Annotated in this window: 11 protein-coding genes; 5 read left to right on the top strand and 6 right to left on the bottom strand. The window is 54.0% G+C overall.

Features of this window, described 5'->3' with window-relative positions:
- Positions 1 to 92 precede the first annotated feature (92 nt).
- Both AURUGA1_RS01765 and AURUGA1_RS01760 read left to right on the top strand, forming a co-directional pair.
- Positions 93 to 1,532, top strand: a complete 1,440-nt coding sequence (locus tag AURUGA1_RS01765; protein ID WP_114128607.1) for a helix-turn-helix domain-containing protein — start codon at positions 93 to 95, stop codon at positions 1,530 to 1,532.
- Between the two features lie 34 nt (positions 1,533 to 1,566).
- Entirely contained in the window at positions 1,567 to 2,727 is a 1,161-nt protein-coding gene (locus tag AURUGA1_RS01760) for a Na+/H+ antiporter NhaA (RefSeq protein ID WP_240187377.1), read from the top strand.
- Here AURUGA1_RS01760 and mfd read toward each other — a convergent pair.
- Genes mfd through AURUGA1_RS01740 form a run of 4 tightly spaced genes read right to left on the bottom strand, consistent with a single transcriptional unit; the run spans position 2,690 to position 8,782 of the window.
- Positions 2,690 to 6,286: a transcription-repair coupling factor gene (gene mfd, locus AURUGA1_RS01755; protein ID WP_114128606.1), complete on the bottom strand. Its 3,597-nt coding sequence runs from the start codon at positions 6,284 to 6,286 to the stop codon at positions 2,690 to 2,692. The genes AURUGA1_RS01760 and mfd overlap by 38 nt on opposite strands.
- A gap of 19 nt (positions 6,287 to 6,305) precedes the next feature.
- The gene (locus tag AURUGA1_RS01750) at positions 6,306 to 7,436 is read right to left on the bottom strand and encodes a hypothetical protein (RefSeq protein WP_114128605.1); all 1,131 of its coding nucleotides are present in this window, start codon (positions 7,434 to 7,436) and stop codon (positions 6,306 to 6,308) included.
- 42 nt (positions 7,437 to 7,478) lie between these two features.
- A complete protein-coding gene (gene pth, locus AURUGA1_RS01745) occupies positions 7,479 to 8,060 on the bottom strand; it encodes an aminoacyl-tRNA hydrolase (protein ID WP_114128604.1) in 582 nt (193 codons plus the stop codon).
- An 8-nt stretch (positions 8,061 to 8,068) separates the two neighbouring features.
- A complete protein-coding gene (locus AURUGA1_RS01740; RefSeq protein ID WP_114128603.1) occupies positions 8,069 to 8,782 on the bottom strand; it encodes a 50S ribosomal protein L25/general stress protein Ctc in 714 nt (237 codons plus the stop codon).
- 331 nt (positions 8,783 to 9,113) lie between these two features.
- Between AURUGA1_RS01740 and gndA the strand changes: the two genes are divergently transcribed.
- From gndA to AURUGA1_RS01725, 3 genes are read left to right on the top strand one after another with little or no spacing between them, the layout of a single operon-like run.
- Positions 9,114 to 10,520: an NADP-dependent phosphogluconate dehydrogenase gene (gene gndA / locus AURUGA1_RS01735; RefSeq protein WP_240187400.1), complete on the top strand. Its 1,407-nt coding sequence runs from the start codon at positions 9,114 to 9,116 to the stop codon at positions 10,518 to 10,520.
- Positions 10,521 to 10,564: 44 nt separating this feature from the next.
- Positions 10,565 to 11,509 carry a carbohydrate kinase gene (locus AURUGA1_RS01730; RefSeq protein ID WP_114128601.1) on the top strand — a complete coding sequence of 315 codons (945 nt, stop codon included), beginning with the start codon at positions 10,565 to 10,567 and terminating at the stop codon, positions 11,507 to 11,509.
- A gap of 4 nt (positions 11,510 to 11,513) precedes the next feature.
- The gene (locus tag AURUGA1_RS01725; protein WP_114128600.1) at positions 11,514 to 12,356 is read left to right on the top strand and encodes a hypothetical protein; all 843 of its coding nucleotides are present in this window, start codon (positions 11,514 to 11,516) and stop codon (positions 12,354 to 12,356) included.
- Here the strand turns inward: AURUGA1_RS01725 and AURUGA1_RS01720 are convergent.
- Together AURUGA1_RS01720 and vapB are read right to left on the bottom strand one after the other, a co-directional pair.
- Positions 12,349 to 12,750: a type II toxin-antitoxin system VapC family toxin gene (locus AURUGA1_RS01720; RefSeq protein ID WP_162784029.1), complete on the bottom strand. Its 402-nt coding sequence runs from the start codon at positions 12,748 to 12,750 to the stop codon at positions 12,349 to 12,351. The genes AURUGA1_RS01725 and AURUGA1_RS01720 overlap by 8 nt on opposite strands.
- The gene (vapB, locus tag AURUGA1_RS01715) at positions 12,750 to 13,046 is read right to left on the bottom strand and encodes a type II toxin-antitoxin system VapB family antitoxin (protein WP_205214658.1); all 297 of its coding nucleotides are present in this window, start codon (positions 13,044 to 13,046) and stop codon (positions 12,750 to 12,752) included. The genes AURUGA1_RS01720 and vapB overlap by 1 nt, the downstream gene beginning before the upstream one ends.
- Positions 13,047 to 13,093: the final 47 nt, after the last annotated feature.

The following is a 13,093-nucleotide window of genomic DNA, read 5'->3' as shown; positions in this document are numbered from 1 at the left end:
ACTTGGTGATATTTCAAGTATTGAGGAGAGATATGTGAAAGATTCACAAATTTCACTAGAAAAAAGTGAGCTTTTTCTCGTATTGTAAAGAAATGGCCGCAGACATGATGATTTTAGGCAAACGCATCAAACATTTCCGCATTACCTCGGGACTGACTCTCGAACAACTCGGTGACAGCGTGGGGGTTGTACCCAGCCAACTCTCCCTCATTGAGAACGGTAAGCGTGAACCCAAGCTCTCTCTCCTCAATGCCATCGCAAGCACCCTCGGGGTGAGCGTGCAAGAACTGTTGAGCACAGAGGCCCCAGATCGCCGCTCAGAACTCGAGATTGAACTTGAGCGACTTCAACAGTCCGAGCTCTACACCTCATTGCAACTGCCTGCCGTACGCAGCACCAAGGGCCTCAGCGATGAAGCACTCGAAGCCATCGTAGGCCTACACAAAGAAATGGAGCGGCGCGAACGCCTCTCCATTGCCACACCTGAAGAAGCCCGTCGAGCTAACACCGAACTACAAGCGGTGATGCGTGAGAAAAACAATTACCTGCCTGAACTCGATGAACTGGCAGAAGATCTCGTCAAGCGCGCCGGTCACGAAAGCGGCGCTCTCATGCACCGCACGGTGGCCGAGATGGCCAACCTTGTTGGGTTTGAACTCATCTTCGTCGATGACCTCCCGAGCACAGCTCGGTCAATTACTGACCTTGCCAACGGTCGTATCTACTTGCCTCCCGCCTCCATCCCTGGTGGTCACGGGTTGCGTGCCATGGCGTTGCAGGCCATTGCTCACAGGTTGCTTAATCACCAGAAGCCCTCGAACTATGCCGAGTTTTTGCAGCAGCGTCTGGAAATCAACTACTTTGCAGCCGCCGCCTTGATGCCGCGCTCGCGCTCTGTTGCGTTTTTACAAAATGCCAAAAAGGACCGCAACATCGCTATCGAAGACTTCCGCGATGCCTTTGGTGTTACCCACGAGGCTGCCGCTTTGCGCTTTACCAATCTGGCGACAGAGCATCTTGGCTTGCGCACTCACTTCTTGAGAGTCAACCAGGGTGAAGGTATTTTCCGTGGTTACGAAAACGACGGTCTGCGGATTCCCGCCGACGTTAACGGCTCCATCGAAGGTCAAGTTGTGTGCAGGAAATGGCCAGCACGCATGGCTTTCCAGCGCACCAACCGCACAAACGAGTTTTATCAATACACCGATACTCCCGGCGGAACGTTTTGGGACTCCACACAGACCGGTACTGGGGAAAAGGAAGAGTTCTCGATCAGTGTTGGCGTTCCTTTCGACGACGCCAAGTGGTTCCGTGGCCGCGACACCGAGCGCCGCGAAGTATCCACCTGCCCCAACGAGAACTGCTGCCGCGTTCCTGCAGAGGAACTCGCCCAGCGCTGGTCCGGAAAAGCATGGCCGAGTGCACGCATGCATGCCCACGTGCTCTCTCCCCTTCCTTCAGGAACCTTCCCCGGCGTGGAGGAGACTGAACTGTTTGCCTTCTTGGAAAAGCACGCCAACGCGGGAGCATAAATTGCTGTTTGGTCATAGCAGGTAGTCTTGAGACATGGCCAAAGTCAGCATGAAAACGATCTTTCGTTCCGAACGATATGCCGCGATTTCACTGGCTGGCGCTGCTGCACTGGGCTTATTTCTAGCCAATTCCGTAGCAGGCCCTGGGCTCATTGAACTCAGTCACTCCTATGTTGGCTTTCCTGCTATCGGGCTTGAGCTGAGCATTGCGCATTGGATTACCGATGCTTTGCTGGCAGTCTTCTTTTTCATCATTGCCGTTGAGCTTCGCCATGAATTGACCGTGGGTGAACTGAGCTCTTTCAAAAAAGCTTTGGCTCCGGGAATTGCCGCTCTCGGCGGTGTGATTGTTCCAGCGCTGTGCTATCTGGCAATTGCCGGGCCTGAATTTGCTCGTGGTTGGCCCATCCCTACGGCCACTGACATTGCCTTTGCTCTGGGTCTCATTGCGCTTGTGGGGCGAGGTCTTCCCGGGCGTTTGCGCGTATTTCTTCTTGCCTTAGCGGTCATTGATGACCTCATCGCGATACTAATCATTGCCGTTTTCTTCACCTCCAGCATTGACTTCATCGCACTCGGCATGGCTGTTTTCGCTGTGTATTTGTTCCGATTCATCAGTTGCCAAGGTCGGATGAATACACAGCTTCAAGCAACCTTGTTGGTCGTTGTTGCACTGTTTGCGTGGTACTTCACTTACCTCTCTGGCGTGCATGCCACTATCGCTGGCGTTGCCCTTGGTCTAGTCCTTCAACCTCGCTTGGCTGGCAAAGCTGCTCACGCACTGCAGCCAACCACGAATGCTGTGATACTCCCCCTCTTTGCCTTCGTCTCGGCCTTGGTCGTTATTCCCGATCTAGCACCCAGCGAGCTCAGTCCTGCTTTCTGGGGAATTGCTGTTGGACTGCCACTGGGAAAGATTGTCGGTATCACGATTGCCGGCAGCATCGTGGCCGCAATTATTCGCCGTGGTGAAGCAACCGAAACCATCGTCACAGGATGGGATGTTGTCACCGTCTCTGCCGTGGCAGGTATTGGTTTCACCGTGTCACTCTTAATGAACGAACTAGCCTTTGCCGACAATGCCCTCATTAGAGACGAGGGAGTACTTGGGGTGTTAATCGGATCAGCTATTTCCATCGTTATTGGTGGAAGCTTGGTTATCTGGCGCTCTCGTCACTACCGGAAGCAGCGCTAGCTTCTGAGTTCACAGTCACCGGGAAGATAGCTTCGAGAAGATTCCCTGTCCACGCAATCAGATCAACATCCTCGGGAAGAGGGACGGTCATCACCCTGGCAGCAGGAACATATTTTGCTCCCGGATACATCCTCGCCAATCTCACCTGGAGTGAGTCCGGAAGATCGACCGGGGTTATGCGCAGGTTAGACCCCATCACGACAACCTCACTGAGGCTGGACTGGTGTGCTCGGCGACGAAGTCTGGAAATAGCTATCAGGTTGTGAACCTGCGCTGGTGGTTCACCATAGCGATCAGAGAGTTCTTCGAAGACCTGGTCAATCTGTTCTTCACGGGAAAGTGGACCGCTGGCAACCGACAGCTTCTGATAGGCCTCAAGTCTCAAACGCTCTGAGTTGACGTAGTCCTCCGGAATGCGAGCATCAACCGGCAGTTCCAGGCGAAGCTCTGTCTGGCCTTCTGCGACGTCGCCGCGGAAGGCAGAGACCGCTTCGCCAATCATGCGCAGGTAGAGGTCGAAACCCACACCCGCAATATGTCCTGACTGCTCTCCGCCAAGGAGGTTACCGGCACCGCGAATCTCGAGGTCTTTGAGTGCAATCTGAATACCAGAGCCAAGTTCGTTATTTGCCGCGAGCGCGTTCAACCGGTCATGGGCTGTTTCACTCAGGGGCGTTGTTTCGTCATAGAACAAGTACGCATAGGCACGTTCGCGGCCACGGCCAACACGACCACGTAACTGATGCAGTTGGCTCAGGCCATATTTATCTGCTCGGTCCACTATCAGGGTGTTGGCGTTGGCGATATCAAGACCGGTCTCAATGATGGTGGTGGAGACCAACACATCGAATTTGCGTTCCCAGAAGTCGATGATGACCTGTTCCAGCTGGTGTTCGGAGAGTTGTCCGTGAGCAACACCCACTCGTGCTTCGGGGACAAGTTCTGCGATCTGCGCAGCGACTCGGTTGATGCTCGAGACACGATTGTGCACAAAGAAGACTTGGCCTTCACGCAGGATTTCTCTCCGGATTGCAGCAGCTGCTTGCTTCTCCGAGTAGGGGCCGACGAACGTGAGAATGGGGTGACGATCCTCCGGCGGAGTGGCCAACGTCGACATTTCGCGAATACCGGTCACTGCCATTTCGAGTGTGCGAGGGATGGGGGTCGCACTCATAGCAAGAATGTCAACGTTGGTCTTGAGCTTCTTGAGCGCATCTTTGTGCTCCACACCAAAACGCTGCTCTTCGTCAATGATGACCAGGCCGAGGTCTTTGAAAGTGACGCCTTCGGCCAACAGACGGTGAGTTCCAATAACGACGTCCACGGTGCAATCAGCCATGCCAGCCAAGGTTTCCTTGGCTTGCTTTTCTGTTTGGAATCGGCTGAGTGCACGTAAGTGAACGGGGAATCCAGCAAAGCGTTCCTGGAAGGTCTCGAAGTGTTGCTTCACCAGCAGCGTGGTGGGCACCAAGATGGCAACTTGCTTGCCGTCTTGGACAGCCTTGAACGCTGCGCGAACCGCGATTTCTGTTTTGCCAAAGCCCACATCCCCGGAGATAAGGCGGTCCATGGGGATGGGGCGTTCCATATCTGCTTTGACTTCATCAATGGTGGTGAGCTGATCAACGGTCTCGACATAAGGGAAAGCTTCTTCGAGTTCGCGCTGCCAGGGCGTATCGGGGCTGAAAGCAAAACCTTTGCTGGCCATGCGTGCACTGTAGAGCTTGACGAGTTCAACCGCGATGTCTCGGACAGCCTTGCGTGCTTTGTTCTTTGCTTGACCCCAGTCGCTGCCACCCATCTTGGATAACGCGGGAGATTCTCCGCCCACATAGCGCGTGAGTTGATCAAGCTGATCTGTGGGGACATAGAGTTTGTCACCGGGATAGCCACGTTTACTCGGTGCGTACTCAATAACTAAGTACTCACGCATGGTCTTCACGGCATTACGACCACCGGTGGACACTTCACGCTGAACAAGCTCAAGGAACTTCCCAATGCCGTGGGTTTCGTGAACGACAATATCTCCAGCTTCAAGTTTGAGCGGATCAACCACGTTCTTGCGTCTGCTGGCCAGTTTGCGAGGTGCTCTGGCGTCATAGCTGGCAGCGCGGCCATAAAACTCTGATTCCGAAATAACGGCGAGCTTGGCTTCCTCGAGCTCGAACCCTGCCTCCACAGATGCTTGAACCAGGTACGCCACCGCAGGTTCGAGCTCGCCAGGAAGCTGCTCGACCATCCGGGCAGCAAGATTACGCTCTGCCAGAACCTGCCCTGCACGCTCAACAAGGCCGTGACCTTCAGCCGCAACAATCACAGTCCAGTTGTTCTTCAGTAATGACTCCACGTGCTCAGCAGCACCCTCTATGTTTCCGGCAAAGCTGGGGACGGCTTTGGCGTTGATGCGCACGGCCAAAATCTCATCGAGGTCTAGCTCTTCAGGAAGTGGTTCTGACGCATCTGGACCATGTTGGAAAGCGCTGAATGTCCACCAAGGACCACCCGAGTAGTGTTCACGCAATTGGGTGATGGTGAGGAAATCTCCAGCAGAAAGATCAATAGGGGCTTGCGCGCCGGCACTTGCTGCATTCCATGCTGCGTCGAGGAATTCTCGGTTTGTCTCCGTGAGGTTGATGGCACGAGTGGCGATGCGTTCTGGGGATAGCAATGCGATAGCCGATCCCGTGGGCAGATAGTCCGTCATGGGAACCAAGTTGTCCACCAGTGCGGGGGTGAGGGATTCCATACCCTCAACCGCAATGCCCTCAGCAATTTTGGAGAGCATGTGTGAGATACCGGGGAACTCGTGTTCCATCTCCCTGGCACGCTGACGCACAGGATCTGTCAGAAGAAGTTCTCGGCTAGGTGGCAAAGAGACAGCGTCCAGATCACCATCGAGAGACCTTTGATCAGCAACAGAAAAGGCCCGGATGCTGTCGATCTCATCACCAAAGAAGTCCACCCGAATGGGGTGGTCCGCAACCGGAGGAAAAACATCCAAGATGCCACCGCGCACGGCAAATTCACCGCGGCGGGTGACCATGTCAACTCGGACATATGCCAAGTCCACCAGAGCTGATGCAATCTCATGCAGATCATTTCCACGTGAGCCCACCCTGAGGGTGATGGGATCCACCTCAGCAAGATTGTTGGCAATAGGTTGCAGCACACCCCTCACCGAGGTAATCATGACCAGAGGTGTCTGACCATCCCAGTCCCGCAACTGACGAATGGCATCAAAACGTCGACCCACAATTTCTGGGCTGGGGCTCAGCCGCTCATGCGGCAGGGTTTCCCAGGCAGGGAATTCAGCAACCATCGCGTGAGGGAGCAAACTTCCTAAAGCGGCAACAAGCCGTTCAGATTCACGCTGGGTTGCGGTGACCGCCAAGACTACAGGTGGTTCACCACGATCGATGCGGGCTTCGATCAACGAGGTCAGCAACGGGGCGTTCAGACCCTCAACGAGAGAAAAATCCGCATCTTTGTTGGCGTAGTTCAGTGCTTCAGAGATATTTCGGGTACGCGAGAGGGCGCGCGAAAGCCCGTGAAATACCATGCAAGCTAGTTTACGCAGGTCACCAGATAGCTGAGATTCGTGCGAGTTGATCCGCAGTACATGAATTGGTGTAGGCCCCGGTTGAATAGCCCAGTTTTCCAATCGTTGCGCAATCCGCCATGTATTCCACGGCTCGCTTTGCTGCGTCAAGTTGTTGCTGAGGTGTCGAACCAGCGGGGGCAGTGAATTGTGGGGCTTGGGCCAAGCTTTCATCAAGAATTCTTGGGCCGTAGGTCCACCACTGACGCGCGTGTGCTGCTTCATGAACCAACACAGAAATCCCGATTGTGTTGGCATAAATTTCGCGTTTTGCTGGATCAAGTCGAATTTCAACTGGGGTTGAATTGGTACCACCAACCCAGGCTTCACCGCATGCGTAATACTGAATGCACAAGTCAGGTACCCAAGAAATATATGAGTTTGGGGCCAATGCTGATACGTATGCCTCGACACTAAACGCAGCGGAAATCACTGGGGGTGGTGTTGATGGGGGCGCTGGGGCACTTGGTGCAGTTCCACCGCCAGATTCGCTCAAAGTACTTTTTGCTGCTGCGTTACGAGCCGCAGCACGGGCTGCTGCTGCCTGAGCCGCGGCAGCGGCAGCCTGCTCTGCCGCTACGCGCTCCTGCTCGGCCTGCCATGCTGCCTGTGTTGCCTGAACGGCTTGAATACCCTGGCCTAGTGCAATGACGTTATTGGCGAGGGACTCAACATCATTTTTATTAATCGTGATCGAGTTTTCTGCGCGGTCACGCTTGAGTGTTGGAAGTAACTCTTCCCACAGATCAGTGTTGGAAAGTGAGCTCAACTGAGACTTCAACTTGCTCAATGCCTTCTTATTCGCAACAAGCGTCGCTTGGGCAGTCGAGATGCTTTTTTCTAAGGTTTGCCGTGCATTCTCATCAAGCACTTTCCCACTGGAATCATTCAGGATGGTTGTGGCATTGGCGATAGCCATTTCCAAATCAGCAGAGCGTTCTGTCAACGCTGTGATTTGTTCTTTTCCTGAAGAGATTAGCTGCTGGGTTTGTTGCTGGGCAGAAGCCCGGGTTTCAACATAAACCTGAGAACCCCAGCTAGCGGTAGATGTAATCAGCACAGCACTAACTGCCAAGGCGGCAATCATCTGAGTACGGGCTGAGAACTTCACGCTATTAAGCGTAAACGTTCAAGCTTTGCGTGAGCTGACAAGTTATGACGGGGAATTGAAGCGCTGCTGAGCGGCGAGAATACCTTCTGTAGCAATCATGTCCACGGCATCACAGACGTGCGCTAAAACATGCGGCAAGACGTCACGCTCAGAGGAGTTGAAGTTGGAGAGCACAAAGTCGGCAGCGTCCTGACGTCCAGGCGGGCGCCCGATGCCGATGCGAACACGGTCAAATTCGTTCGTGCCAATGGCAGCAATGATGTCTCGCAGGCCGTTGTGGCCTCCGTGACCTCCATTGCTTTTCAGGCGCACCACATCAAAGTCAATGTCGAGTTCGTCATGTAAGACGATGAGGTTTGAGGGTTCGATGCCATAAAACTTCAACAAGTTGGCAACGGGGCCACCCGAGAGGTTCATAAAAGTGTTGGGCTTGGCAAGAATCAACTTGGGGCCTCCGGGGCGCACCCAACCTTCTGCAACAAGCGCGTTGGCTTTGTGGGACTTGAATGTTGCCCCGATGTCGCTGGCTAACTGCGACAGTGCCATCTGACCAACGTTGTGGCGATGGCCGGCGTAGTCGGGCCCAGGGTTACCGAGCCCGACCACAAGCCAGGTATTACTCACTGGAGTAATTACTCAGCAGCCTCAGCTGCTGCAGCTGCACCAGAGAGCTCAGCGTCAGCGAGAGCTTCTGCCTTCTCTGCGTCGTGCTGCTCAGCGTGGATTTCTGCCTTGTGCTCAGCGTGAGCTGCTTCGTCAGCAAGTTCAGCTGCAAGCTCTTCACCAGACTCTGCAAGGTCACGAGCCTTCGCACCGTGTACGTGCACAACGAGGCGGTCAGAATCACCAGAAACTGCAACGTCAGCTGGCAACTTCAGGTCAGCGTAGGTGACGCGGAATCCAGGAACAGCTCCGTCGATGTCAACCTCAATGAACTCAGGAATGTGAGTCGCCTCTGCCTCAAGGTGGACTGACTTGGCGTCGAGCTCAAGTGTTGAACCAGACTGCTGAGTACCCACGATGTGGATGGGAACGTCAACGACAACCTTCTCACCCTTGGTGACGACAACGAGGTCAACGTGCTCGATGATCTGGCGTACGGGATCCTTCTGAGCGTCCTTCACCAGTGCGAGCTGGCTCTTGCCATCGATCTGGAGGTCGAGTACTGCGTTCTTCTTACGAAGAAGCAGAGAAACCTGACGTGCAGGAAGAGCGACGTGCAGCACCTCTGAGCCGTGACCGTATACGACGGCAGGAATCTGGCCAGCTGCACGCAGACGGCGAGCAAAACCCTTACCGAACTGGGTGCGGACCTCTGCGGGAACCTTGTTATCAATTTCAGCCATGATGGCCTCCTTCTTGTGAGGCCGTGGCCTCGTCTCGTGTTTTCAACTCGAACGCATGTCAGCGTGAGGAAACGGCAAGAGCCACATTCCACCGCGTCGATAACGGATATCCAAGAGATATCCCTCGCCGAAGTACGTCTTTACTGTACCGGGAAAGCCGTAACAGCGCGAAATCGAGGAAGGTGGCTTACTCAACTCGGGTACGATTGAACACAGAGACTTATTCAGTGAGACGACTTTTTCTCTACCTTTTCCCACCTTTTTATTTCTCAAGCTAGGAGACGCATTCGTGAGCGCGAAGGCAAACATCGGAGTCGTAGGACTCGCCGTTATGGGTTCCAACTTGGCACGTAACCTTGCCAGCCGCGAAGGTAACACCGTTGCTGTTTACAACCGCTCCTATGCGCGTACCGAACAACTCATTACTGAGCACCCCGAAGCAGGTTTCATTGCCTCCGAGACCATCGACGACTTCGTCGCATCGCTGGCGAAACCCCGCACCGCCATCATCATGGTTCAGGCTGGTGCTGGTACTGACGCCGTTATCAACCAGCTCGCTGAGCGTTTCGAACCCGGCGACATCATCGTTGATGGTGGTAACGCACTCTTCACCGACACTCTTCGTCGCGAAGCAGCCATTTCCCCCACCGGCATTCACTTTGTCGGCGCCGGTATTTCCGGTGGTGAAGAGGGCGCGCTCAAGGGCCCCAGCATCATGCCGGGTGGTTCGGCAGAGTCATACAAGACCCTAGGCCCCATCCTTTCTTCCATCGCAGCTGTTGCCGAGGGTGAGCCTTGCGTCACTCACGTCGGCACAGATGGGGCTGGTCACTTTGTGAAGATGATTCACAACGGTATTGAGTATGCAGACATGCAACTCATCGCTGAGGCGTATGACCTACTGCGCAACATTGGTGGATTCACTCCAGCAGAGATTGCAGACATCTTTACCGAATGGAACAAGGGTGAGCTCGAGTCCTACCTCATTGAGATCACCGCTGAGGTTCTCAAGCAGGTTGATGCAAAGACCGGAAAGCCACTCGTAGATGTCATCCTCGATGAGGCTGGTTCCAAGGGAACAGGTGTCTGGACTGTGCAAACTTCACTGAACTTGGGCGTTCCTGTTTCCGGTATTGCCGAGGCAGTATTCGCTCGCTCACTTTCTTCACAACGTGCTCAGCGCGATGCAGCCAATAACCTTCCTTCAGACACTGTTGCTTACAACGTTGCTGACAAGGCTGCATTTGTTGAGGACGTGCGCCGCGCACTCTATGCATCGAAGATTGTTGCTTATGCTCAGGGCTTCGATGCGATTCGCGCCGGTGCTAAAGAATACAACTGGAACATTGACTTAGGCGCGGTGTCCAAGATCTGGCGAGGTGGTTGCATTATTCGTGCACAGTTCCTCAACCGCATTGCCGAGGCTTATGGCAAGGACGCAAACTTGCTCTCTCTCCTGCTTGATAGCTACTTCACCGATGCTGTTGCTAAATCTCTAGGTGCGTGGCGTCGCATTGTCGCTGGCGCGTCACTGGCTGGATATCCCATCCCAGCTTTCGCTTCTTCGCTGTCCTACTACGACGGCCTCCGTGCTGAGCGTCTGCCTGCTTCTGTGGTGCAGGGTCAGCGCGACTTCTTTGGTGCACACACCTACAAGCGGGTTGATATGCCTGGCACCTTCCACACTCTGTGGTCTGGTGACCGCTCTGAAATCGAAGCTGAGCCCAGCACTCACTAACTCGTAACGGGGCTTCCCTCCCCACACTGTCGAAGGAGACGTCGATGAGTGATCGCATAGTGGTCATCGGTGAGGCACTCATTGACCTCATCCAGCAGGCTGATGGAAGCTACCAGGCGAAGCCAGGTGGTGCGCCAGCCAATGTGTCTATTGCCCTAGCCCGCTTGGGGGCTCATGTCAGCTTTGCTGGACGCATGAGCACCGACAAGTTCGGGGAAAAGTTGCACAACTGGCTCAGCCCAGAAAACATTGACCTTTCGCTCGTGGAGCGCACCAGCGATCCCACCTCGCTCGCAGTTGCTTCACTAGATGAGCAGGGCAAAGCTAGCTACAGCTTCTATCTCAAGGGCACGGCGGACTGGGGATGGACTCTAGGTGCCTTCCTTCACCTCGAAGTAGAACCACCCGCTGCTCTTGTCATCGGCTCTGTCGCTACAGCAATAGAACCTGGCGCATCGGTGATCGAGAACTTAGCGGGACACCTCCACTCCACCCAAGGCTCCACGGTTGTCATAGACCTCAACATTCGTCCAGGTTTGGGTTTTGAGCGCGAAAACGAGACCGTTCGCGTGGAGCGCCAAATCAAACTTGCTCACATCGTCAAGGCTTCTGATGACGATCTAGCGTGGCTCTACCCAGACCGCTCCCCCGTCGACACTGCTCGCCACTGGGCCACCGAGGGCCAGCACGTCATCATGACCCGCGGCGCTGACGGGGCAACCTTGTTCACCCCAACAGGCGACACTGTGAGCGTGAAGGCTCCCGTGATTGAACTAGTAGACACCGTGGGAGCTGGTGACTCGTTCCTGGGAGCAACGCTGTATGGTTTGCAGCACAGGGGTGCACTAGGAGCTAACGCTGAAGAGCTTCTCGCAAAGGTCACCATAGATGACTGGATTGACCTGCTCACGCTGGCTGCTGAGGTCGGTGCGATTACGTGTTCACGTGCTGGATGTAACCCACCAACTCTCGCCGAACTAGGCTTGTAAAACTATGTTTGTGCAAATTCTGATCACCCAAGGCATCCTGCTTGCTTGCGTCTTGGTGGGGTGGTTTGTGGGCCGAGCAATTCACCGTTTTGCCGACAACCGTTTCACCGAAGGGTCATTGAAGGGCCACGAGCTTGGTCGCCTTACAGACACTCTTGCTTTTGTTGGTGGTGCCGTTGGTATTTTGCTGGGTTTGCTCCTGAGCTTCGGCGTTACCGAATTTGATGACACCAAGAGCAATATTCAAGCTGTTGCTCGCAGTAGCGTTGGGGTGTTTACCTCGACAGAAACTATGGAAGAATCTCAACGGATGGAGATCAGGCGTGACACAGTCTGCACACTACGCTCCATTGCCACCTCAGATTGGGAAGCTATTGGCAATGGAACCCCAGGTGGTTCTCCCGCAACCGAAGATTGGCTGTTAAAGCTCAACTATGACGTGAGCAAGGTCACTCTGGATACCAACCAGCAACAGGGTAGCTACCCAGTTCTTTTGGGAAGCGTCTCAGACTTGACAGATGCTCGCGAGGAGCTCGTCATGGGCAATACTGCCATGATTCCTCACGTTGTCTGGTTAGTTATTTTCTTCGCCAGCTTCATCATGGCTGCCTTGCTGGCCATGCACTTGGCTGACCGAAAGTGGCTTGCCCGGATCTCTGCCGCGATGGCCTGGGGAATGCTCGCCGTCATTCTGCTTGCTCTCACAGTGCTGGACTCACCATTGGCTCCTATTGTTGGGACACCCACAATTGAGCCCACTGCGATTACGCAAGCACTGAAGACAATTGAGGAGTCCTACCCGGGATCAGCACTCATGTCCGTATGCCCGGAGACTCCGGCTAACTAACGAGCCAGTTTTCAACCTTTAGTCCGGGAACACGTTCGAATTCTCGAGAATTCGCCGTCACAAGTGTGAGCTTACGGGCGCGTGCTTGACCCGCAATGCACACGTCAAAAGGACCAACAGGAGTTCCTGCACGCGCTAACTCTGCCCTGAGCATGCCTGTTTCGTAGGCATCTGCTGCGGTGAATTCGAAGATGGGAATGATGCTCAGCAATGATTGTGTTTTAACGAGATTAGTTTCGACTCGAGTTGATCGAGCAACACCGTAATACATTTCCATCACAGCAATCGCGGAGATTCCCGAACTTGGAAGAACATCTTGAATTCGTTCTGCAAGTTTCATATCACCGTGACGGTCAAGGTGGATGAGAATGTTGGTGTCAAAGAGGTAGCCCACTACGCGAAAAATCCTTCGTCATCCTCGGGCATCAGTGGTTGATCTCTATCGACCATAAAGTCTTCTGTAAAGTGGGGCCCTGTTTGCATCCAGGCAACCAAACTCCGCCCCTTTGGCGCTATCACGCGAGTTTCACCTTGAACAAATATCTCTACCTCAGTTACGTCTTGAGCAAACGCAACATCTTTTGGAAGCCTCACTGCTTGAGTGGTGTTGTTATAGAAGATTTTGCTTGAAGTCATGAACTTCTCCTTGTATATATCTAAAGTATATACAATCTTCTGAATCACAGTCATGACCACATGATAAGAACAGAAAACCCCACTCAATTGAGTGGGGTTTG

The sequence above is a fragment of the Aurantimicrobium sp. MWH-Uga1 genome, from assembly GCF_003325955.1.
GTDB lineage: Bacteria > Actinomycetota > Actinomycetes > Actinomycetales > Microbacteriaceae > Aurantimicrobium.
This window is presented reverse-complemented; position numbering and strand designations above follow the sequence as displayed.